The sequence below is a fragment of the Campylobacter concisus genome (genome assembly GCF_902460895.1).
Classification (GTDB): domain Bacteria; phylum Campylobacterota; class Campylobacteria; order Campylobacterales; family Campylobacteraceae; genus Campylobacter_A; species Campylobacter_A concisus_BC.
Map to the genome: position 1 here is coordinate 244,623 of NZ_CABPVL010000002.1, position 21,872 is coordinate 266,494.

A 21,872-nucleotide genomic window follows, 5' to 3' on the forward strand; every position below is an offset into this window, starting at 1 on the left:
ACATGGTAGAGGATTTGCTGTTGTTGCTGATGAAGTAAGAAAACTAGCAGAAAGAACTCAAAAATCTCTAGGAGAGATAGAAGCAAATACAAATGTCCTAGCTCAATCAATAAATGAGATGAGTGAATCAATCAAAGAGCAAAGTGAAGGCATAAATATGATAAATCAATCAGTTGCTCAAATAGATCACTTAACAAAAGAGAATGTGGTAATTGCAAACCAAGCAAATGAAGTCACATCAGAAGTAGATGAGATGGCTAAAGCTATAGTTGAGGATGTTAGGAAGAAGAGGTTTTAACAACAACCAAAGCAACTACAATTAAATACAAAGCATAGCTCTCTAAAACATTAGAGGGCTATGTAAATTTAGACTAGATAATTAAATTTAACGCATAAAAAACTTCAAGCAAATTTTAAAATTTCATTCACTCGCAAGAATTGACTACTAAAATTACTCGCTCATTAAATTTTAAAATTTACTAGAAATTTCCGCGTTATATTGTTGAATTTATTAATTACTTCTATGCACTATATGGTTTTTTTGGATTTTAGGATCGTCAAAATTTATAAATTCCTCTAGTCCCAAGTGAGACAAAATGGGACTAGAGTAGGGATTATTTTTTAGCTACAAGAGCGTTTTTTAGCACATCATCGATCGTATCTACGGCGATGATTTTCATGTCAGCTTTTACTTCTGCTGGGATATCGACAAGGTCACGGTCGTAGTTTTTACGAGGTATCAGAGCTGTTTTGATGCCAGCTTTGTGAGCGGCGATGAGCTTCTCTTTTAGTCCTCCGATAGGTAAAACTCTGCCAGTTAGCGTGATCTCGCCAGTCATTGCGATATCGTGCTTGACCTTTGTGTCAGTTAGTATTGATGCGATCGCAGTTGCCATCGTGATACCAGCGCTTGGACCATCTTTTGGCACAGCACCTTCTGGCACGTGCAAGTGAAGATCGTAGCGTCTATAAACGTCGCTGGCTTCCAGCTTGTGCTTGTCATCATCAAATTTTGGCACGATAGCCATCGGCACTTTTAGTTTTTTGTTATCTATCAGCACTTTTACGACGCTAAATGCGATCTGAGCGCTCTCTTTCATCACGTCGCCTAGCTGGCCGGTGATCTGCATATTGCCTTTGCCTTGGATCCTGATAGCCTCGATCCTTAGCACGTCGCCACCGACACTAGTCCACGCTAGGCCATTTACTAGGCCGATCTGATCTTTTTTATCCGCTGGCTCGATCTCATAGACCTTTTTTTCTAAAAACTCTTTTAAATTTTTAGCCGTGACGCTGATCTTACCTTCATTCTTTTTGGTGAGGATATTTTTAGCGACTTTTCTTAGTATATCAGCGATCCTGCGGCGTAAATTTCGCACGCCACTCTCTCTTGTGTAGTCGCTGATGATTAGCTCAAGTGCCTCTTTGCTGATGCTCACGTCACTTGGTTTTAGCCCGTGCTTTTTAAGCTCTTGAGGCAAGAGATATTTTTTAGCGATCTCAAATTTCTCTTGTGGGGTGTATGAGCTAAGCTCGATAAACTCCATCCTATCGCGAAGTGCGGCTGGTATCATGCTCACGTCATTTGCTGTGGCGATGAAGATGATCTTACTAAGATCGATGTTGAAATTTAGGTAGTAGTCTCTAAATTTATTATTTTGCTCTGGGTCTAAAATCTCAAGTAAAACAGCGGTCGGATCGCCTCTGTAGCTTCTGCCAACCTTGTCGATCTCGTCTAAAACAACCACTGGATTCATCTGCTTGGCTTCTATGAGCCCTTGCACGATACGGCCTGGCATAGCGCCTATATAGGTGCGGCGGTGGCCTCTTAGCTCGTTCACGTCTTCAAGTCCGCCAAGTGCGATCCTAACTAGCTCACGCTTTAGCGCCTTTGCGATCGAGTTTGCAAGACTGGTTTTACCCACACCTGGAGGGCCTGCAAAGCATAAAATGGCGCCATTATTTACCTTTTCGCCAACGCCTCTAAGCTCTAAAAGCTCACGCAAGGCAAAATACTCCTCTATACGCTCTTTTGGCTTTTCAAGACTGTAGTGATCGGCATTTAGGTGCTTGCTCACTTCAGCGATAGATGATTTTTTCTTAGCTACATTTTCAAATGGTATCTCAAGTACCCAATCAAGATAGCTTTGCAAAGTATTTGCGTCGGCTGAGTCTGGGTGCATGCGAGAGAGCTTATCTATTTGTTTTTTGATCTCTTTATAGGCGTCCTCAGCCATAAATTTCTTCTTCGCGTCAAGCTTTTTGCGGTACTCTTCAAGCTCCTCTTCTCGGCTCGTATCTGCTCCAAGCTCAGCTTGAATTTGCTTTAGCTGCTCTTTTAAAAAGTACTCTTTGTTTGTCTTATCGATCTTTGAGTGGACCTTATTTTTGATCTCTTTTTGAAGCTTGTTTGCCTCGATCTCTTCGATGACGTAGTCGATGAGCTTTAGTAGGCGCTGCTCTAAATTTTCTTCGACAAAAAAGCTATAAGCGATCTGTTTTTTTAGACGAAGCGCGCTTGAAACTAGGTCGCAAACTCTGATCGCCTCAGCACTCTCTTCGATCGTTTTTAAAAGATCAGGCGGGAAAAAGTGGCTAAACTGCGAAAGCTCTCTTACTTTTTCTCTTAAAACTACGATGAGAGCGTCAGTTTTGACCTGTGATGGGCGCTTGACGTGGAGCATATCGACGATACCACGGAGCGGATTTATGCCTGATTGTTTTAAAATTTTACCTTTGTCGATGCCCTGAAATAGCACTTTTACGCGTCCGTCAGGTAGAGGCACACGGCGCATTATTGTGCCGATCACGCCTGCGTCATAGATGCCGTCAAAGTCTCTAGCGCCGTCTTGCTGGGGCTTTGTAGGCACGACAAGGATCGGCGTCTCTCCTTGTATGGCAAGCTCAAGCGCTTTTAAATTTTCTTCGTCGCTTAAAAAAAGCGGCGTTATCATAAATGGATATAAAAATAGCTCGTCTTCAACGATGATAGGAATTTCGGTTGGCAAGCTTTTGTTTTCGTTTATTTGCAAAATTTCTCCTATTCAAACAGTTTTCTATACCATGCCACGTCAGGTTTGATAAGATCAGAGCTTCTAAATGGCGACTCTTCTAGCTTTTGCTCGTAAATTTTAGCTGAAACGTCACGGCCAGTTCTCTTGTAAAGATCTGCTATTTGCATATCTAAGAAGTAAAGCGCTAATTTAAATTTGATAAGCATAGTCTCGATAAGTGGCTTATACTCGGTGTTTGGATACATATAAAGAAATTTCTCGATCTCAGTTACGCTATCTTCCATGAGCTTTTGGTTGCGGTTTGGCTGGGTAAATGAGTCAAAATTTGCTTTTATCTTTAGGTACTGGGCAAATTCTGTTTTTGGGCCGTTGTCGCCATATCTTTTGATGTACTCGTCAAGATAGTGATTTGCCATTAGATACTCTTCGTCATTTGCGTGAGCTTGGGCAAGGATGAGTAAAATTTGCTCCAAAAGTGGGCTTGCAACGTGCTCACTAGCCATTGAAACATAGTGTTTATCAGCTGACTCCAGATCGCCATCTTTTATGTCAGCGATGACCTGAGCGTACCACTCGTCTGGAGTTAGATTGTAAAGTTCGGTGTATTTTTCAGCACAACCACTAAAAAGCCCTAAAAGAGCTACGACTGCTAGAAATTTAGAAAATTTTTTCATGCTTTTCCTTAAAAATTTTAAATTCGCTTATTTTACATTTTTTGGCATTATTTTTGTATAAATTTTTTAAAACTATGCTAAAATAAGGCAATTTTACAAAACAGGAGTTAGTATGATTTTTAGTGTTAAAAGCCCTATTTTAGGCTTCGAGCATATCAAGACGATGGAACTTATTGAGCTCGATAAATTTTTTGTTAAGCTAGCGAGCAAAGATGATGAAACATCTTTTACAATGATAAATCCTTTCGCGTTAAGAAGTTATGAATTTGACATCCCAAGCTACTATGAAGAGCTTATGGATATCAAAGAGAGCTCACAACTTAGAATTTATAACATCATCGTAGTTGCCCTTCCGCTTGAGAAATCAACAGTGAATTTCGTAGCTCCTATCGTTTGCAATATGGACAATATGACCTTATCTCAAGTAGTGCTTGACGTTACAAAATATCCACAATACGGACAAGCTGAAATGATAGAAAATTTCATACAAAAATAACAAACAAGGACGTTTAGAGCTCTTAGCTCTAATTACATTAAGGAGATTGTAATTTGAAAATTCTTTTTTTATTCCTATTTTCTTTTATCTATGTTTTTGGTGATGTTGATCCTGATGATCTAGAATTGCCAAGCACCGTTAGAGCTTGTACTACTGCTGAACAAGCAGCTTGTGGTGCAGGCATTGTTTGCAGGATCGACTATGACAACATTAGACACTGTGTAGGCGCTAGTCAGGATACTGGAGCTGTTTATCCAGAAACTCCAAATGTAGTAAATGGTAGAGTATTAATCCTAAGTGGATATAGGGATGTGAGTTACTATAAAAATTTAAACGATAGCAACCAAATGAAAAAAAGAGATAAATTTATAAGGGTTATCGGCGACATGGATGTTATCGGTGCTAGCGCCATCGTGCCAAGAGTAAATGGCTTTAAGTTTGAACCATCGCTAAGTGGCACAACAGATGATCCTAATGCAAACACTTCTCAAATAATAGAAAAAAGATATGTTAACGAAGAGCCAGGTCTTGGCACTAGTAAATTTCCAAATTCATCTCGCGCAACTTTTAAATTTGAAGATAAAAGTGAATATGAACGAAAAAATATAGATAAGACAAAGATTAAATACGCCAGACTTTACTGGGGTGGAGCAGTTTATGATGAGTGGCAAAAAGATAAAGGACTGCTAAATGCTATGTATGAAAATATCTTTGGCTATACTAGTGTTAAATTTAAAACCCCTGATGGCTTAGTGCATCTTGTAAAGGCTAAAGAAGAAGATGTAAAATGGGATAGCTCTTTTACGCCTTATAATCCAAATGCCGTAACACGCGATACATATTATAAATACTGCAAAGATCCAAACAACCCTGATGATACTGGCGGTTGTGATGCTAAATATACTATACCACTTCACCCTGATGATAAGGGCAATGCTGCAAAATCAACCGTTGGTATAAGAAGTGGTATGTACTTTACTTATCAGGCAAGCGCTGATGTGACTGATCTAGTTAAGGCTAGTCTTGGTAAGAGTGATGCGGGTAGGACATTTGCAGTTGGTGGTATAGCAGCAACTATCAAAAAGACTACTCCAAGAAGCTATAAAGTCACGATAGATGCACAAGAGCAAGATGCAAAGGTGGCTCATGGTACAGCTTTGTACGCTGATGGTGACTGGAGCATTAGCTACGTTGTCTCACAGTATGGCGGCTGGAGTTTGGTTATAGTTTATGACTTTGGTGAAGAGGATGAAGGCAAGATCAAACCAAAAGCTGTAAACATCTATAGCGGCATGTCAGATATCTCACCCCTTGTTAAAAGAAAAAAGACAACATCAACTCAAACTACACAAAATACAAAACTAAATTTAACATTTGATGACTTTTATACTCCGACTGCAGGCACTGTAAATTCAAGTCTTGCTTTTATGGGCTTTGGTGGACGTAAGGAGATAACAGGCGAAGATGTGATGATAAAGAAGAATGATGGAACTTTTCAAAGCCTCACTTCTGGGGCTAATCCATCTGATCCAAACTCGGTAGGTAACCCAAGACATAATCAATTTAACTCTTCTATCACAAGGTTTGGCTATCTGGCTAATGTTGATAAAAAATTTAATAGCCAAATGGATCTAGATCTCTTTGATATATCAAATTTTATGTCAAATAAACAAAGCAGAGTTGATATGCAGTTTGAAGCAACCGCTTCAAATATATCTGGAAATACTCAAGGCGATAGATTAAATATCGGTATGGTTGCTTTTTCTACTGCACTATATGATCCTGAGGTTTGTTATAGTGAAATACTACAAGTATGGGACAAGGTTAAAAATGATTGGGTGAATGTTGCCATAAAAGGAGCCAGTGCCAAAGAGAATGAAGGTAAGGCAAAAACAGCAAAAACTGGAGATAAGTTAAAAACCATAGTAACTGTACAAAATAAGGGTAATGAAGACGCAAAAAAAGCTTATTTAAAGATAAATTTTGACCATAAATTTATTGATTACAAAAAAGACTCAAGCTGTTTGCTAGTGGATGCTGATAGTATAACAAGAACTGATTGTCAAACATTTAATGATACTGACGGCAGAGTAAGTGTAACCAATGGAGCTAATAGTACAGTTTTAAAATACGTAATAGGCCAAGGTGCAAGTGCAGGAACTGGTGGAACACTTATACATAATTCAGGAAACTTTGCAAGATTAAAATTTGTTGGGGTACTAAATTCAGAATATAAAAAGACAAAATATGAGGCTGAATTTGAAAATGCTGCTATAGGGTTAAAATATAATGGCAGGATTAAAGAGTGCGTGCCAACGAATTACGACTTAAAGATCGTTAATGAAGAGGAAAATGACTTTTATCCAAGAAGTCAAGCAAATGATCCAAGTGGGAATTTTAAAAACAAGCTTTATACAAAGATAGCAAATAAGCCTTTTGATATCACTATCTCAAACTACAAAAAGACTGATGGTACTCTAAAGGCGCCTGACTCAAATACTGATGTGACATTAAAGCTAGTGACTGATTGTAGTTCTGATAAATCAGTCATACCAGCTGAGACTTTGCACTTTACTACTTCAACCCACACTATCACAAGAAGAGTGACAGTGCCAAGACCATATCCTGACTTACATGTAAAGCTTAGTTATCAAAATAAAATCACAAATTTAACCGATGAAAAATGTGCTGCTTTTGATAGTTTTGCAGTAAGGCCAGCGACATTTGGTCTTTATGATGCGATTACAAATTCAGCCTATACGGACAAAACTTTAATAGGTGGCAAAAGCTACAGTGAGATCACTCTTGGAGCTTATGACGCAAATGGTGGTTTGGCAAACGGCTATACAAACACCTTAAAAGCTGATAGCACAACTGACAAAGTACTACTTGCTTCAGTAAAAAAAGGCACAAGTGATTGCGTCTTGCCAACAGCTATAAGTGATGGAAGTAGCGATCAGCTTCAAGTAAGTTTTAATGATCCTGATAAAGCCATAGGGATTATAAGTAAGCTTGGATCTACAAGCGATGATGATAGTGGATTTTCTTTTTCTGATATAGGTGAAGCGTACTTTTACGTAAGAGATGCTAGCTATACAAAGGTAGATCAAAAAGCAACACAGCAAGATAGTGACTGCGCACTTGGCAAGAGTTATAATGAAGAGGACGGGGACGGCAAATTTGGTTGTGATATAAATTTTAATCAGCATAAATTTAATTTTGCGCCAAAGGATCTCGAGGTAAGCGACTTTAAGATATTAGGGGGTGGTGTTAGTTATATTGCAAACGAAAAAGAAGCCCCATCTCCAACTTTAAGTTTTAAAGTAAGAGCAAGGCTTTTTAACGACAATCCAGCACTTCTTTATCAAAATGGTTGCTATGCAAACAATACAACATTTAAAATAAAAGCAGGAGAGATCATAGCTGAATATACTGATAATAGTGGCTCAAAGTTAAGTAGTGATGCTGCTGGGGTAGACAAGCTAAATAGTGAAATAATATTTTTTGATGATAGCAATCCTGCCGCACTTGTAAAAAAGGTAAATTTATCTCCACATGATGGAGCTTATAGTGTTAAGAAAGAGGCATTTGGAAGTGACGGCTATGCTGATGTAAGTCTAAAATTTAACTTCACGCGCGAAAAAAATGTAGCCAAAAATCCTTTTGAGGTGACAAGTGATATATTCACTTTTGAAAGCTTAGCTGAGGATCAAAGTAGTAGAAATAAAACAAAGGGAGACAACTACAAAAAGCCAACCACAAAAACATCGGCAAAATTTTACTACGCTAGGACATACGCACCTTACTATGAGGGGCCAAACACTGGCTTTAAGGCAAAAATTTACTACGGAGTGTATTGCAATGGTTGCGACGAGAGTAAATTTATGTTGCAAAAACCTGGATCAGGCGCTCGCTGGGAGGAGTTTGCAGGTACGCACTCATGGTATGTAAATCCTCTTCACGATGCTAGTTATGGCAATGTCGATAGTTACACCTTTTCAAATCACACTACGCGAGATGCAGCCAAAGAGACGGCACTTAGTGACGGCATCAGCTACATTTATGTGAAAAATGACCGAGCAGTTACAGATATAGCCAAGATGCATACGAAAAACTGGCTCATATATAATGAATTTGATAAAGATGCGGCGACAAATGATTTCACAGTGAGATTTCTCGTGCCAAATGGCGACTGGGCTGGCAAGACCCTAAAAAATGGCTCTAGTAAAGGTGACGTAGGAAATGTCATAGGCGGCGAAAACAACTTTAACGATCTAAGCGATAAGACAAATAGGAGAATTTCTTGGTAAAAAGAGGCTTTTCTCTTATAGAGCTTATCCTCTCGATAGTCGTTGTGGCGATCATCAGCACGTCGATACCGCTTGTACTAAAGACCACATCTGAGCTAAATCAAAAGGCGGTTACGCAAGAGAGCTTGATGAATGCTAAGACCTACATGGGGCTTATCTTAAAAGCTCCTTTTAGCGACAAGGTCATCAAGGTCTCAACAAACATCGGCGGCAGTAGCGCTGAGACGGCTTACTTTTTTCCTATCATCTTAAAGCCAGGTGATCAAAGAAACGAATTTTATAAGATAAATAAAATAACAGGCGACGGGCATAGAGTTTTTGCCTATACAAACTCATCAGATCTAGTACCTGATACGGCAGTGAGGTCTGTGGATTATTACAAAACAAGAAATAAAAATTTAAACACAACAAATCAAAACAGAGACTACATAGTTGGTTCAGACTATGAGGTAAGTGTTAGCGAGGGTAAGGGCTGGTTTAAGCCAAATTTAGGGCTAGACAACAGTGATGTAAAAGAGATAAGTGTAACTGCAACTTCATACAAAAATGACACAAAACAAGAGACGACATCAGTGCTAAGAGCCTACGCTTTTAACCTAGGTGAGGGCGGCTCGCTAAATACGAAAGCGTGGAAATGAAAAGAGCCTTTACACTTCTTGAGCTTGTAGTCGTCATCGTTGTACTTGGTATCATCGCTATGATGAGCTTTAATGCCATAATGAACATCTACTCAAACTACTTTCAAACAAGGACAGTAAATGAGCTCGAGACGCAAACGGAGATCGCACTGGAGCAAATTTCAAAGAGGCTAGAGCACCGCATAAAGCCAAGCGTGATCGCTAGAAAAACTGATGGAGCTTTTTTGGCGCTAAATGATAGCGGGGTAAATTTAGATGCTAAGTATGAAATTTTAGAATTTATCCCCTATGCGTATGAAATTTTTAACGATGTGCCTTCTGGTAATAAAGCAGGCAGATATAGTGGCTATGCGGATCTTGCTAAGAGCTCACCAGCAACTGGTCTGATAAGTCCTGGAAGTAATTTTACAACTGGAGTTGTAGAGACCATAAAAGATCTAACTTGCAAAGATGACACAAGAAATGCCACTTGTGTGGATTTTACAAAAAAGGATGGTGGCGTTGTAGCGATATTTTCTGATGTTTATTACAATGTACAAGATTCTTTTGGATATAAGGGTGATATTACAAATTTAGACATAGCAAAAGTTGGTGTAAAAGGCGGTCAAAGTGGGTTAAATGGCAATACGCTAGAAATTTCGGGTTTTGGTGGCAAGCAAATTTCAGAGCAGTATCATCTAGCCTACACAGCAAACGCCATAGTGCCAGAGCAGAGCCAGAGCCAAGCAGACAAAAATAACGGTGTCTTTGATCTAAATTTATACTACGACTATCGTCCATGGATGGGAGAAAAATATAAACAAAATGGCGAAAAAGCAACCCTTGCTAAAAACGTTACGAGGTTTGTCTTTACTGAAAAAAATGGCGTCATCGTGCTAAAACTTTGCATGAGGGCAAAAAACTCAGAGATAACCATCTGTAAGTCAAAGGCGGTTTATTGATGAGGCGAGGTTTTACACTCATTGCGGCGATATTTTTTGTAGTGATCGCAAGCTCTATTTGTATGCTGGCTCTTTCGATCGCTAGCACTTCAGTTAAGCAAAATAGCGAAATTTATCTAAGAGAGCAAAGTGAGCTAGTAGCCCGCGCTGCGACTGAGTACGCCATGTTAGCTATCATAAGCAATGACTTTAGCGTCACTTGTCTTGGAAATGAGAGCAAAGAAGCAAGTGATGACAAACCAATAAAGGGCGAATTTGGCGAGCTTTTTACCTTTAAAGTATATGTAAAATACTTTGGCGATATGGGCATTTGCTCCGGTGACGCAGTGGCTGCTACTGGAGTAAATCAAGGCACGATAATGCTTGATGTCTTTGTCAGCTCAAAACCAGGAAAAGCCTCAAATCCTATAAATTTTCACAAACGAACTCTTCAGAAACTTTAAAATTTTATAAAGATTTTACTTTAATTTGCTTTTAGTTTCGTCGTGTTATAATCATCTTACTTTCTATAAAGGAGATTGCGATGAACATAAGCATTGTAGGAAAACAATTTGAGCTAACAGAGCCTATCAAAAACTACATCCAAGACGCTTTTGACACCCTTGGCAAGTACAACCTTGACATCATCTCAGCAAGATGCGTAGTGGGAGCGGATGAAAAGCAAGGTAAAAAGGGCTTTAATGCAGAATTTTCTCTAAATATGGCTCACAAAGACACGATAGTCGTCCGCCAAAAAGATAAAGATCTCTATGCGGCGATCGATCTTGCTATCGAAAAGGCTTCAAAAGTTTTAAGAAGAGAGCACGATAAGAAATTTACCGTAAAAGGCAAGGCTGATGATAAAGAATTTCGCTCGAGAATAGGCGAAGAAAAGATCGAAGGTGTCGAAGAGATCGTACCTATGGAGCTTGAAATTTACAAACCTCTTGAGGTAGAAGAGGCACTTGATAAACTAAAATCAAGCGATAAACAATTTTATGTATTTAACGATGTTGATGCCAAAATGCGCGTCATCTACAAAAGAACAGACGGAACTTTCGGTCTATACTAAAACTAGGGGCGCTTTGCCCCTAGCTGATTTTTAATATAAATTCTCTATTCTTTAGTTATTTAAGCTATTTTTAAATGATTGCTAACTATAATACGACTTCTTTTAAGTGTTCCGGATTAGCTCAGCGGTAGAGTAGGTGACTGTTAATCACTTGGTCGCTGGTTCGAACCCAGCATCCGGAGCCATTTCTTTTTATATATTCTTTTCAAATTCCAATTTTAACGATGTTTCAAGAACTTTAAGTTTCTTGGTTTTTATATTTTTTCCTTTACTTCCCCTCGGCTTTATTTGTTGTTTGAAATTATATCGTTCTAATTTGCTGTCAAAATATGATTATATGTTAGGCCTTAGTCGAAGTTAAAATAAATTTTCCTTCATTCATCCTAGCTTCATTTTAGGCTTTTATAATGCGCTCATCCAAACGAAAGTTGGAAATCAAAAATAAAAGGATTAAAAATGAAAAAGGTACTAGGTGCAGCAGTTTTAGCAGCAATTTTAGGAGCAACAAGTTTGCAAGCAGCCATCACGTCAAAAGAGGCTTTAAACATAGCTGAGAAAAACTTCCCAGGCTCAAGCGTCAAAGATATCGAGATGAACGTCAAAAAGGGCGTGACATTTTATAAGATAGAGTCTTTTAAAGACGGCGTCAAACAAGATATCAAGATCGATGCTAACAGCGGCCAGATCGTAAAAGTAGAGAATAAAAATAAAAAACATATCTTGCCGATCGAAGCAGTAGATTTTTCAAAATTTACTCTTAGCATCGACGATGCTGTAGCTAAAGCTCAAGCGCTCGAGGCTGGTTGGAGCCTTGATGAGGCAGAGCTTGATAATAAAAATGGTGCTTGGATATACAAAGTAGAGCTTAAGCGCGACAGGAGCGAGAAAAAGGTGATCATAAACGCTCAAACTGGCGAGATAATCGGCAACTATACAAAGTGATCTAGCGCCCTTTTTGGGCGTTAAATTTTTATAAAGGTGAAAAAGATGAGTGAAAATTTAGAGCAAAATTTAAACGATAACGTTAGCAAGCAGGGTTTAGAGAAAAATTTGAACGAAAATTTTAGCCAAAGCGCGAGAGAGAATTTAAGTAAAAAAGCCGAGGCTGGTACTAATAAAAATAGTTACGAAAATTTAAGAAAGAGCGAGCAAATGCCTGAAAATTTAGATAAAAATTCAAGCGAGGCAAACAGTAGCGCAAAAAATTTAAGCCAAGCAGCTCCAAAATGCAAAGCTCAAAATTTCTTTAAAAATGCGCTCGAGCTTTCACTTCAAGGTGTAGCTGGTGCGCTTATCTACACTGGCAAGGCTGGTGTGTGGCTATCAAACGTTACAAACTGCCTAAAAGACGAGGCGCAAAGGGCGGAGCTATCAAAGATAAATGAAGAGCAGGCTAAATTTGAAAGAGTGGCTTGCATCTTGCCAGAAAAAGTCAAAGAGATCGTCACAGAGCGCCTAAAAGTAGAGCCAAACGAGGTGGAAATTGAGCCGATCTATCTAGCTAAAAAACAAAGTTTTGGCACGCTTGGGGCGGAGTATTTTTATGACGCAAGGGCTAAATTTAATGGCTTTTTGTATGATTTTAAGATAGGCGCAGCAAATGGCGAAATTTTAAATCTAAAAATAAAAAGCCAAATTTGATAAAATAGCTGGCAAAACCAAGTGAGGCAGGGATGAAAATTTTAGTCGTCGAGGACGAAATGGACCTAAATAGCGTCATTACAAGGCACCTAAAGAAAAACGGATATAGCGTCGATAGCGCGTTTAACGGCGAGGAGGCGATGGACTTTACCGCCGTCGCGCACTACGATCTCATCGTGCTTGATCTTATGATGCCGGTGATGGACGGACTTACATTTTTGCAAAGATCGCGCACCGCAAAGCTAGCGACCCCTGTGCTGATACTAACGGCAAAAGACGATGTGGATGACGTTGTAAAGGGGCTTGACGCGGGCGCGGATGACTACTTGGTCAAGCCATTTGACTTTAAGGAGCTACTAGCTAGGGTGCGTACGCTCATTCGCCGAAACAGCGGCAATGTGGCTAGTGAAATTTACGCAGGCGAGCTAAAGATCGACCTTTCTAAAAAGTCAGTCGAATTTAGCGGCGAGCAGATCGAGCTAACTGGCAAAGAGTATGAAATTTTAGAGTTTTTGATGCTAAATAAGGGCAGAATTCTAACTCGCGACCAGATCAAAGAGCACGTCTGGGACTTTGACTACACGGGCGGCTCAAACGTCATCGACGTGCTTATAAAAAACATAAGAAAAAAGCTTGGCGAGTGCGAGGTGATCCAGACTAAAAGAGGGCTTGGCTATGTTGTTAAGGATTAAACAAGCTCTCGCAAACATACCGATAACGGCGCGCGTAACGCTTTGGTACTCGTTTTTTATCATCGTTATCGTAGCGGCTCTTATTGCCATCTCTGCGGTCGTGGCGGATGAGATTTTTGAGGATGTGAGCCAAAAAAAGCTAGCCAAATCAGTCACCAAGATCGCCAATGATATGGATGAGTTTGAGCCATACGATGATGGGATATTTTTTATAAAATATAACGTAAAAGGCGATGTGATAGGTGGTTTAGCACCAAAACACTTTCAAATTTCACTTAAAATGAACAGTGGTGCAGTGCGCCTTTTTGAAAACGGCGAAAACCGCTTTTACTACTACGATATCGCAGCTAAAGGCAAAGAGGTCTGGGTCAGAGGCGTGATAAATGCGGAGAATTTTTTTAAAAAAGAGGGGCTATTTTTACTAGCGCTTGGCGTTTTTGTGCCGGTTTTGTTTATCTTTGTGCTTTACGGTGGCTATAAAACGATAAAAAACGCGATGAAGCCAGTCGCTATGATGTCTAAAACTGCCCTTGAGATAGGTAGTAGCCGTGACTTTTCAAAGCGTATAGACCTGCCTGCTGGCAAAGACGAGCTGCACGCACTTGCAAGCGTTTTTAATCAGATGCTTGACTCATTAGAAAAGGTCTATCAAAGCGAAAAACAGCTCACCTCAGACGTCTCGCACGAGCTACGAACACCACTATCTGTCATCATGGCTGAGAGCGACTACGCTGCGAGCTATGCGCAAAATTTGGACGAGGCCAAGGAGTCGCTGGAGGTCATCTCTAGGCAGTCAAGAAAGATCACCTCGCTGATAGATCAAATTTTGGAGCTCTCGAAGCTAGAAGCTGGCAGAAATTTGGAGCTAAAAGATATAAATTTAAGCTCTATCTTGCAAAATTTAGCTACCGACTATGAGAAGCTAGCAAGTGCAAAGGGGTTAAAATTTAGCTGCGATATAGCACCAGATGCCCAAATTTTAGGCAATGAGCTGATGATATCAAGGCTGGCGGATAACTTTTTAAGCAACGCACTAAAATTTGCCACAACCAAAGTTGAGCTAAATTTATGCCTCACAAAAACGCATGCACTTTTGTCTGTAAAAGACGATGGCTTAGGCATCTCTAAAAAAGATAGCGAGCTAATCTGGAATAAATTTTATCAAGTTGAAAGCTCAAGAAACAAAAGCCAAAACAGAGGCAGTGGTCTTGGTCTTGCCATCGCTGCAAATATAGCTAAAATTCACGGCGCAAAGCTAGGCGTAAAAAGTGAAGCAGGAGCTGGGAGCAAATTTTGGGCAGAATTTGAACTTGTAAATTTAAAGCAAGTATAAATTTAAGCAGTTTGCTAGATAAAATTTACGCAAGAGTAAAACAAATATAAGAGCGAATTTAAATTTTACACAAAATGATGCCTATTAATAAGCAAAAGACTATCAAAGTTGCGAGATAGATAAAGATTGGGCAAAGCATTAAGATGTCTGATTTAAGGCCCATTTAAAGCGCTTAAAAAGAGTTTGTAAAAAGATGTTTTGCAAAGTAATGTAAAGAAATTTTCGCCACTTCGACACTCTGACTACGAATAAATCGCCTTTTTCTATGTCTTTTATAACTTTGATATCTAAGATAACTTTACAAAATCTAACCAAGAGCCATAAGCCACAAGACACACAAGAAAAAATCAAAAAACCAAAAACCAAAAAGACACTAAATTTAGTGTCTTTTATCGTTATCTTTCGTTAAGCTTTCCGCATGCATCAGGGCGATACCTACCGCAATGCGTCATCTGGTCTATATCGCTAGCTATTGATCTTCTTATGCGGTGGATCTCATCGGTTGAAGGGGACTTTAAATTTTCAAAAAGGGGTGTCATGCACCGGTATCATCGCCATGCAGTTCATTATGTCGGCTCCCCACTGCTTTGCCTTTGCCGAGATGCTTCGGACGTGATTTATATTGACCCCAGGGATGACTACGGTGTTTATCTTTACTAGCATGCCAGCCTCTTTTAGCTTGCGGATGCCCTCGTCCTGACGCGCTAGCAGTATCCTAGCAGCCTCCTCGCCGTAGTAGTTTTTACCTTCATATCTCACCCACGAATAGACCTTTGAGCCAACATCTGGCGTCACGGCATTTACAGTTACTGTCACGTGGCTCACGCCAAGGCGCACGATCTCATCAACGTGCTCAGGTAGCGCTAAGCCATTAGTCGAGAGGCAGAGTAGGGCGTTTGGGAAGTGGGACTTGCACTTTTCAAAGGTCGCTAGCGTCTTGTCAGCGTCGCACATCGGATCGCCAGGTCCAGCGATGCCGATGACTGAGATGTCTTGTCTAAATTTAAAGAGCTTTTCTAGAAATTTCACCGATTCATCTGGCGTTTGCACCTTTGCCGTTACGCCAGGGCGATTTTCATTAGCGCAGTCATATATGCGGTTGCAGAAGTTGCACTGGATGTTGCAGTGAGGGGCAACTGGCAGATGCACGCGTCCGTAGCTAGCGGAGGCCTTTTTGTTAAAGCATGGGTGACTATCAAGATCAGCTTTGGTGCGAAAGATCATTAGCTCTTTTTCCTTCCAAATTTAATGGCATTTGCATGGCAGACATTGAGGCAGTTTCCGCAATTTGTGCAGTTTATCTCATCAGGTCTTGTCCCCATTTCGCACTTGCGCAAGCATGCGTCGCAGTCGTCACAGGCACTTGTTTTATAGACACGAAAGATCGAAAATTTACGCAAAATTTCAAGCACGCCACCTGATGGACAGACGAAACGGCACCAAAGGTTAGCTATGATTAGCGAGGCTAGCATGACTGAGATGATGACTGCTGTGCGAGTGACCTACTCCCATTCGCCAAAGCGAAGTGACAAAGTAACGGCAGTTAGGTACTCGTCGCTCGTTCTTATAGGTATCATCATGCGAGGATTGCCCCAGACGAAATATACCCAAAGACTGATTGCTATGGCAATTAGCATGCCTATTTGAGCGATTATCAGCTTTTTGCTGCGGATTTTTAGCTTGAAAAAGGCAAATTTACCAAGCATTTGATTGACAAAGCCAGCTGGACAGACCCAGCCACAAAATGCTCTGCCAAAGAGGATGACAAGCGCTGGGATAAATAGCCAAAATCCAAAAAAAAGCGATGTGATCCGCCCCCAACAGGTGATGATAGGGCAGTTTTGGCAATTTACAAAAGGCACCACAAAAGGGCATCTAAAAATGCCGTAATACGCCCACTGACCGATGCCTGCTATAAAGATGAGCTGCACTAGGCGTCTTATCTTTGTTGTGGGGGAGTTTTTGCTTTTCTTTTTTAAATTTACGTTGCCGCATGCACTGCTATTAGAGTATGCGCTATTACAGCTACTACACATCTTTTACACCAAACCTTTCTATAAGCTCTAGCCCACGCGCTGAATAAATGGAGGTAAAGCCGTGTTTTTCAAAAATTTCTTGCCCCTCAGTGCCGCAAACAAAGTCTGCAAAGTCATTTGCTAGCCTTTCATCTTTTACATATTTCATTATATTTAGCGTAAAAGTGAGCGGTCCAGGCGGGATGAGCTTTTCGTCGATGGGCATATACTCGATCTTGTCCTTAAACCTATCGTGCGTTGTTAGGCGTTTTTCGATGATCGAAGCATCGCCCTTGCCATCAACTAGCTCGCACATCATATTTATGACGCATGATCCATTTGCGACCATGTTTTTCATCACCGCATCAGTTAGGTTTGAGTTTTTTAAGATCCCTTTGACTGGGCCACTGCCAGGGGGCGATGATCTAAGAGGCAGCATCACTCTAACTCCTGGCTCTGCAAGGTCCTTTAAGTCGCGAATGCCTGCTGGATTGCCTTTTGGCACGACTAGGACGTAGTCAGTAAAGCATAGAGGCCTAAAATGGAGGCTAAGACCAGCTTTGCGAAGTTTTTTAGAAAGCTCTAAAACCCTTGCTCCAAAGAGCTCGGTCGTGCTTTGAAGTGCTAAAAGCGACTTGCCAAGAGCGCCAGCAAAAGCGCCGGTGTATTGGATGTTGTGCCCTGTTCTTGACTCGTAAATGGCATTTAGCTCGTTAAAAGCTTCAGATAGGCCTCCACACGACCAAACTTGAAGCGAGTCAGACTTAAATGGCGTAAAGCCAGCCAGCATCGTTTGTGGCGTGGCAGCAGCCGCTGTGGCTAAAGCACCTTTTAAAAAGCCACGGCGTGATATACCAGTTTGTTTTAATTCCACGAAATCTCCTTTTGGGATTTAAGAAATGTAAATTTGATATTTTCGGCACGCGAAACTTGTGAAATTTGACTTTTGAAATTTGCAAAAATGGTAGTTGAAGATAAATTTATGCAAATGTAAATTGCGACCGCAATCTAAATTTGAGTGATTATAGCCAAATGCTAGCTTAAAAATCGAGATAAATTTAAAAAGCACAGGGATAAATTTGCTAAAGTAAATTTATCGTTTAAAGAATAATTAAGATTTTAGTCGTCAAAAGGTTTAAAAAGGTATATAATGCCTTTTGCGATTTAAATGGAATTTATCTTAAAAATGGAGGTTTATCTTGAAAAATAATCTTAGCATTTCTCTTGTTTTATCTAGCATTTTATTTAGCTGCTTAGACGCTCAGGTCATGGATATAGGGACAAATTTTTATAGAGATTACCTTGATCTTGCGCAAAATAAAGGCATCTTTAAAGCCACAGACGCTCCACTGGAATTTACGCAAAGAAACGGCACTAAATTTACGTTTAATAAGATCCCAAACAACAACGCAAGAAACAATAAAGGCAACTTTACTGCGCTTGGGCGAAGTTTTGTAGTGACGGCTACGCATGTTGAAAAGGGGACTAATGCGGTTGATTACAATGAAAAAAGAGGCGTTTTTGGCAATACAAAATATGAGTATCTGACTAGATATTCATCTACTTCAACATCAAAAGTCTATAACACTGAAACGACATATCTAAGAACTACTAAATTTATAGTAGAAGGCAGTGTTGATCCTATAGATATACCAGATCTTGAAATTTCGCCTGCTTCTTATAATGATCAAGATATAGCAGAGATTGAAGTTAGAAAAATAGAAAATTATTTTAAATCGATAAAAAATAGCGGTGGCGCAAATGGTAATGATATTTTTGCTTATCAAGCTGGCATTGGACTACTTAGCTTAGAAAAACCAAGGATCGACCCTATCACAGGAAATCCAACTGGTGGATACGATACTATAGTAGATAAAGATGACACTAATAATCAAACGTTGGGTGCAAGTTTAAATAATATAAATATAATTAACTCGGTTGCATATAAAAAGAAAATTCCACTACTTGGAGATGGCAATGAAGTAAATGGAATTTACGTGCTTCCATTTACTAATGACAACTTTAGAAATAAACTTTATATAGGCGATAGTGGCTCAGGATTTTTTGCTTATGATACTTTGAATAATAAATGGGTGTTGGTTGGCGTAACTTCGGTGGCCAATGGCACTCAAAACTACGCTTCTATCGTTACTGCAAGAGATTTTAACGACTATAAAAAAGGGTATGAAAATTTAGTAAGTGGCGTAAATGTCCTAGGTAGCGCGCTAGTGCAAAACAAAGATAATATATTTAGCAGTGCAAATGGCTCAAATATCACGCTAAGCACTAACCTAGACTTAGGACATGGCGGTATCGTCGTAAATAGTGGCGACTTTACTCTAAATAGCACAAATGGTAGCAAGATAGCGAAATTTGCAGGTTTTGACATAGCTCGGGGCGCTAGTTTAAATTTAAACGTCACTTCAGACACAAGCGTGCATAAGCTAGGCAAAGGCAGCTTGATAGTAAGCTCAAGTGGCAACAAACCACTAAGGCTAGGCGAGGGCGTGGTTGAGCTAAGAGCTTTAAACGCCTTTGATAAAATTTATCTAACAAGTGGCAGAGGGCTCTTAAGGCTTGGCGTGAATGAAAATTTAAATGATAAAATTTTCTTTGGCAATGGCGGCGGAGCACTTGATCTAAATGGCTTTGATCAGACTTTTGACAATATATCAGCCAACTCAAGCGATGCGAAGATAACAAATGCAAACTCACAAAGGGCGACGCTTACTATAAACGGCGAAAGTGGCAAAGATACGATATTTCACGCAAGTATCGATAAAAATATAGAGCTAAGACATAGCGGGCAGGGCAAGGAGCTTGTTTTTGACGGAGGATTTGACATTGATGGTGCTTTGAGCCTAGAAAATGCCAAGGTTACGCTCCAAGGTCATCCAAAAACGCACGCCATTGGCGATGCTAGCGTTTTAACTCCCCTAGCAAAGAGCAAGATGGCCGCAGCTGGTTTAATCGAGCCAGACTATATGGATCTAGCTCGCCCATCTACTCTCTCTCAGCCTGATTGGGACGAGAGAAAATTTAGTGCAAAAGATGGCATAAAGCTTAAATCATCAGAGCTTACCATAGGTAAAGATGCTAAGCTAAATGGTGACATCACAGCTAAAAACTCGGTCATAAATTTAAGTGGGAGCTAACTCACTATATAGATAAATTTGATGGCTCAAATACCTATGATGACGGTTTAAAGTATCGCCAGGATATTGAGAGTAAAAATTTACTTGTTAAAGACGTTAAATTTGACAATAAAATCGTTATGGATAGCGATAGTCTGCTAAAAGCAGGAGGCGGTGCAACTAAGCTAAAAGAGCTAGTTATAAATGGCAAAGATACGCCTTTGGCTAAAGATGTGCTCTTAGGCGATGGTAAATTTGAGGTAGAAAATTTAGAGGTTAGTGGCGCGCAAAAGCTTGGCTTTGAGCCTGATAGCTTCATAAAAAAGAGCCTAAAGATAAAGAGCTTTGGCAGTGAAAATGAGCCAGTACTTGACTTTAAAAAGGTCTTAATCCTTGGCGCTGGGATGAAATTTGATGTTGATTTTACTGCGGCGCTTAAAGGCGGTATGGTGCTTGATAAAACATATACTTTAGTAAGCGCACAAAGCATCATAAATGAGGGCGCTATCTTTAACAACGAGCAAAAACTTGGGGATTTGTTTATGACCTACACCATAAGTGACGGCAAGATCGTGATGAAGCTAAGCGACAAAAAGGGAGAAAATCCAGCCGTTTCGTCCAATGTGGTTCAAGAGAGGGTTTCTAAATTTAGCCAAAGAGAAAATAAAATCCTAAGCATGCTAAAAGGCACGCCTGAATTTGTGCAAGCAATCTCAAGCGGTGACGATGAGGCGCTAAGAAAACTAGCGCAAAAAGCCGACAAAGATATGAGAGAAATTTCTACTTCTTCGCTCAAAATGAGCATAAAAGCCTTGCAAAACAGCAACGAGCTGATGAACTCTAGGTTATTTCAGGTCACGCAGCTAAGGGCAAAGGCTGATATCTCGCAGTTTAAGCTAGCTGGACTTGAAAGTGACATCATGCCAAGCGCGAAGATGGCTTACGAAGCAGCAGAAGCTAGCAGGGAGAGAAACAACTTTTGGGCAAATGTAAATGGTGCTTATTTTAAAGATAAAAAAAGCGACGGGGATCTTAAATTTTATGGCACAAATATCGGCTATGACAGAGGTTATGACGAGTTTATCTTAGGTGTAAGCGCTGGGGTAAGCAAAGCTAAATTTAGCTCAAATGTATTAAAAGATGATGCTAAAATTTATAGTTTTGGTGCGTATGGGCTTTTTGAAAGAGGAGCTCACGAGATACAAAGTAACTTAAATTTTGCCTTTATAAACTCAAAACGCAGCCTAGATGAGGCGCAAAAAGCTAGTGCAAAAGGCAGAGGCATCCTCTCAAGCAACTACTATAAATATAAAATTTCACTCTCTAAAAGTGGCGAGTATGAGCAAAGCATAAAGCCTCTACTCGCATTAGAGCTTGGCGCTAACGGCATTGATGGATTTAAAAATGACCGATATGATCAAAAGAGCATCAATGACTTTAATGTGGCTGTGGCAGCAGGAGTAGAATATGCTTTAAACAGCGATAAAAACGTATTTGGCGTGCAATTTTTAGTAAAACAAAGTGTATATAACTCAGAAGATAAGTCTTATGTTTCGCTTAATAATTCAAATGAGTATGTTGATTACAAGCTTGATAATAATAAGCTAAGCTATAAGCTTACTTTAAACTCAGACACCAAACTTAGCGAAAATTTGGTTCTCTCTTCTCAGCTAAGTGGCATGCTTGATAATGATAAAAACTACGGCATAAGTGGTGGTTTAAAGATCGAGTATAAATTTTAAATTTATGTCAAAGTGGATTTAAATTTCACTTTGACGTTATTAAAAAGCAGATTGTTTTAAATTTGGTAATTTTGAAATCTAATGAAAAATAGTGAAATTTAAAGCTTGAAAGTAGGTGGTGGGTTCACCAGGACTATTGTATCAATAATATTCAGCAAATAATAGAGCCTTATGATCTAAAGTAAATACAT

Annotated in this window: 20 protein-coding genes and 1 tRNA gene; 14 read left to right on the forward strand and 7 right to left on the reverse strand. The window is 39.7% G+C overall.

All coding sequences use genetic code 11. The annotated features are described in order from the left end of the window. A partial coding sequence (locus F3G98_RS02420) for a methyl-accepting chemotaxis protein (RefSeq protein ID WP_223231294.1) occupies positions 1-298 on the forward strand: 298 nt, incomplete at its 5' end. A gap of 316 nt (positions 299-614) precedes the next feature. Here F3G98_RS02420 and lon read toward each other — a convergent pair. Together lon and F3G98_RS02430 are read right to left on the reverse strand one after the other, a co-directional pair. Beyond that, complete coding sequence (lon, locus tag F3G98_RS02425) at positions 615-3,032, reverse strand: endopeptidase La (protein WP_149725686.1); 2,418 nt, start codon at positions 3,030-3,032, stop codon at positions 615-617. 8 nt (positions 3,033-3,040) lie between these two features. Beyond that, positions 3,041-3,688, reverse strand: coding sequence for an outer membrane protein assembly factor BamD (locus tag F3G98_RS02430; RefSeq protein ID WP_103630378.1), 648 nt, complete (start codon positions 3,686-3,688; stop codon positions 3,041-3,043). Positions 3,689-3,800: 112 nt separating this feature from the next. On the opposite strand from F3G98_RS02430, the gene fliW reads away from it, so the two are divergent. The 11 genes from fliW to F3G98_RS02485 all read left to right on the forward strand — a co-directional run bounded on the left by fliW (position 3,801) and on the right by F3G98_RS02485 (position 14,790). Further along, on the forward strand, positions 3,801-4,184 hold the full coding sequence (fliW, locus tag F3G98_RS02435; protein WP_012140104.1) for a flagellar assembly protein FliW: 384 nt from the start codon (positions 3,801-3,803) through the stop codon (positions 4,182-4,184). 53 nt (positions 4,185-4,237) lie between these two features. Then, positions 4,238-8,494 (forward strand): hypothetical protein, encoded by a 4,257-nt coding sequence (locus F3G98_RS02440; RefSeq protein WP_149725687.1) that lies wholly within the window; start codon positions 4,238-4,240, stop codon positions 8,492-8,494. Continuing rightward, positions 8,488-9,132 (forward strand): prepilin-type N-terminal cleavage/methylation domain-containing protein, encoded by a 645-nt coding sequence (locus F3G98_RS02445; RefSeq protein ID WP_087582568.1) that lies wholly within the window; start codon positions 8,488-8,490, stop codon positions 9,130-9,132. The genes F3G98_RS02440 and F3G98_RS02445 overlap by 7 nt, the downstream gene beginning before the upstream one ends. After that, positions 9,129-10,073, forward strand: a complete 945-nt coding sequence (locus tag F3G98_RS02450; RefSeq protein ID WP_103608603.1) for a prepilin-type N-terminal cleavage/methylation domain-containing protein — start codon at positions 9,129-9,131, stop codon at positions 10,071-10,073. The genes F3G98_RS02445 and F3G98_RS02450 overlap by 4 nt, the downstream gene beginning before the upstream one ends. After that, positions 10,073-10,516 carry a hypothetical protein gene (locus tag F3G98_RS02455; RefSeq protein WP_103608608.1) on the forward strand — a complete coding sequence of 148 codons (444 nt, stop codon included), beginning with the start codon at positions 10,073-10,075 and terminating at the stop codon, positions 10,514-10,516. The genes F3G98_RS02450 and F3G98_RS02455 overlap by 1 nt, the downstream gene beginning before the upstream one ends. An 80-nt stretch (positions 10,517-10,596) precedes the next feature. Continuing rightward, positions 10,597-11,124: a ribosome hibernation-promoting factor, HPF/YfiA family gene (hpf, locus tag F3G98_RS02460; RefSeq protein ID WP_004317788.1), complete on the forward strand. Its 528-nt coding sequence runs from the start codon at positions 10,597-10,599 to the stop codon at positions 11,122-11,124. Between the two features lie 110 nt (positions 11,125-11,234). Continuing rightward, a tRNA-Asn gene (locus F3G98_RS02465) sits at positions 11,235-11,309 on the forward strand. Between the two features lie 271 nt (positions 11,310-11,580). Next, positions 11,581-12,066 (forward strand): PepSY domain-containing protein, encoded by a 486-nt coding sequence (locus F3G98_RS02470; protein ID WP_103599474.1) that lies wholly within the window; start codon positions 11,581-11,583, stop codon positions 12,064-12,066. 45 nt (positions 12,067-12,111) lie between these two features. Beyond that, complete coding sequence (locus F3G98_RS02475; protein ID WP_103599473.1) at positions 12,112-12,765, forward strand: hypothetical protein; 654 nt, start codon at positions 12,112-12,114, stop codon at positions 12,763-12,765. A 32-nt stretch (positions 12,766-12,797) separates the two neighbouring features. After that, entirely contained in the window at positions 12,798-13,457 is a 660-nt protein-coding gene (locus tag F3G98_RS02480; protein ID WP_103599472.1) for a response regulator transcription factor, read from the forward strand. Next, complete coding sequence (locus tag F3G98_RS02485; RefSeq protein WP_103599471.1) at positions 13,441-14,790, forward strand: HAMP domain-containing sensor histidine kinase; 1,350 nt, start codon at positions 13,441-13,443, stop codon at positions 14,788-14,790. The genes F3G98_RS02480 and F3G98_RS02485 overlap by 17 nt, the downstream gene beginning before the upstream one ends. 395 nt (positions 14,791-15,185) lie before the next feature. On the opposite strand, the gene F3G98_RS10730 is transcribed toward F3G98_RS02485, so the two are convergent. The 5 genes from F3G98_RS10730 to F3G98_RS02500 are packed head-to-tail and all read right to left on the reverse strand — an operon-like array spanning position 15,186 to position 17,679. Further along, positions 15,186-15,329: a hypothetical protein gene (locus F3G98_RS10730; protein WP_223231295.1), complete on the reverse strand. Its 144-nt coding sequence runs from the start codon at positions 15,327-15,329 to the stop codon at positions 15,186-15,188. Continuing rightward, complete coding sequence (locus tag F3G98_RS02490) at positions 15,313-16,014, reverse strand: radical SAM protein (protein ID WP_223231296.1); 702 nt, start codon at positions 16,012-16,014, stop codon at positions 15,313-15,315. The genes F3G98_RS10730 and F3G98_RS02490 overlap by 17 nt, the downstream gene beginning before the upstream one ends. Beyond that, positions 16,014-16,262 (reverse strand): hypothetical protein, encoded by a 249-nt coding sequence (locus F3G98_RS10735; protein ID WP_223231297.1) that lies wholly within the window; start codon positions 16,260-16,262, stop codon positions 16,014-16,016. The genes F3G98_RS02490 and F3G98_RS10735 overlap by 1 nt, the downstream gene beginning before the upstream one ends. 30 nt (positions 16,263-16,292) lie before the next feature. Beyond that, positions 16,293-16,826: a 4Fe-4S binding protein gene (locus tag F3G98_RS02495; protein WP_223231298.1), complete on the reverse strand. Its 534-nt coding sequence runs from the start codon at positions 16,824-16,826 to the stop codon at positions 16,293-16,295. Next, a complete protein-coding gene (locus F3G98_RS02500) occupies positions 16,819-17,679 on the reverse strand; it encodes a substrate-binding domain-containing protein (protein WP_021087798.1) in 861 nt (286 codons plus the stop codon). The genes F3G98_RS02495 and F3G98_RS02500 overlap by 8 nt, the downstream gene beginning before the upstream one ends. 325 nt (positions 17,680-18,004) lie before the next feature. Here F3G98_RS02500 and F3G98_RS10325 point away from each other — a divergent pair, with 325 nt between their 5' ends. Beyond that, entirely contained in the window at positions 18,005-19,960 is a 1,956-nt protein-coding gene (locus F3G98_RS10325; protein ID WP_188116959.1) for a S6 family peptidase, read from the forward strand. Positions 19,961-20,079: 119 nt separating this feature from the next. Next, complete coding sequence (locus tag F3G98_RS10330) at positions 20,080-21,681, forward strand: autotransporter domain-containing protein (protein ID WP_188116960.1); 1,602 nt, start codon at positions 20,080-20,082, stop codon at positions 21,679-21,681. Positions 21,682-21,872: the final 191 nt, after the last annotated feature.

What these genes read in the sequence shown, in the direction of transcription:
- F3G98_RS02450 (WP_103608603.1), top strand. Translation starts at nt 9,129, where the DNA reads ATGAAAAGAGCCTTTACACTTCTTGAGCTTGTAGTCGTCATCGTTGTA.
- F3G98_RS02480 (WP_103599472.1), top strand. Translation starts at nt 12,798, where the DNA reads ATGAAAATTTTAGTCGTCGAGGACGAAATGGACCTAAATAGCGTCATT.
- fliW (WP_012140104.1), top strand. Translation starts at nt 3,801, where the DNA reads ATGATTTTTAGTGTTAAAAGCCCTATTTTAGGCTTCGAGCATATCAAG.
- F3G98_RS02490 (WP_223231296.1), bottom strand. Translation starts at nt 16,014, where the DNA reads ATGATCTTTCGCACCAAAGCTGATCTTGATAGTCACCCATGCTTTAAC.
- hpf (WP_004317788.1), top strand. Translation starts at nt 10,597, where the DNA reads ATGAACATAAGCATTGTAGGAAAACAATTTGAGCTAACAGAGCCTATC.
- F3G98_RS02430 (WP_103630378.1), bottom strand. Translation starts at nt 3,688, where the DNA reads ATGAAAAAATTTTCTAAATTTCTAGCAGTCGTAGCTCTTTTAGGGCTT.
- F3G98_RS10730 (WP_223231295.1), bottom strand. Translation starts at nt 15,329, where the DNA reads ATGACACCCCTTTTTGAAAATTTAAAGTCCCCTTCAACCGATGAGATC.
- F3G98_RS02455 (WP_103608608.1), top strand. Translation starts at nt 10,073, where the DNA reads ATGAGGCGAGGTTTTACACTCATTGCGGCGATATTTTTTGTAGTGATC.
- F3G98_RS02485 (WP_103599471.1), top strand. Translation starts at nt 13,441, where the DNA reads ATGTTGTTAAGGATTAAACAAGCTCTCGCAAACATACCGATAACGGCG.
- F3G98_RS02475 (WP_103599473.1), top strand. Translation starts at nt 12,112, where the DNA reads ATGAGTGAAAATTTAGAGCAAAATTTAAACGATAACGTTAGCAAGCAG.
- F3G98_RS02470 (WP_103599474.1), top strand. Translation starts at nt 11,581, where the DNA reads ATGAAAAAGGTACTAGGTGCAGCAGTTTTAGCAGCAATTTTAGGAGCA.
- F3G98_RS10735 (WP_223231297.1), bottom strand. Translation starts at nt 16,262, where the DNA reads ATGCTAGCCTCGCTAATCATAGCTAACCTTTGGTGCCGTTTCGTCTGT.
- F3G98_RS10330 (WP_188116960.1), top strand. Translation starts at nt 20,080, where the DNA reads ATGGATAGCGATAGTCTGCTAAAAGCAGGAGGCGGTGCAACTAAGCTA.
- F3G98_RS02495 (WP_223231298.1), bottom strand. Translation starts at nt 16,826, where the DNA reads ATGTGTAGTAGCTGTAATAGCGCATACTCTAATAGCAGTGCATGCGGC.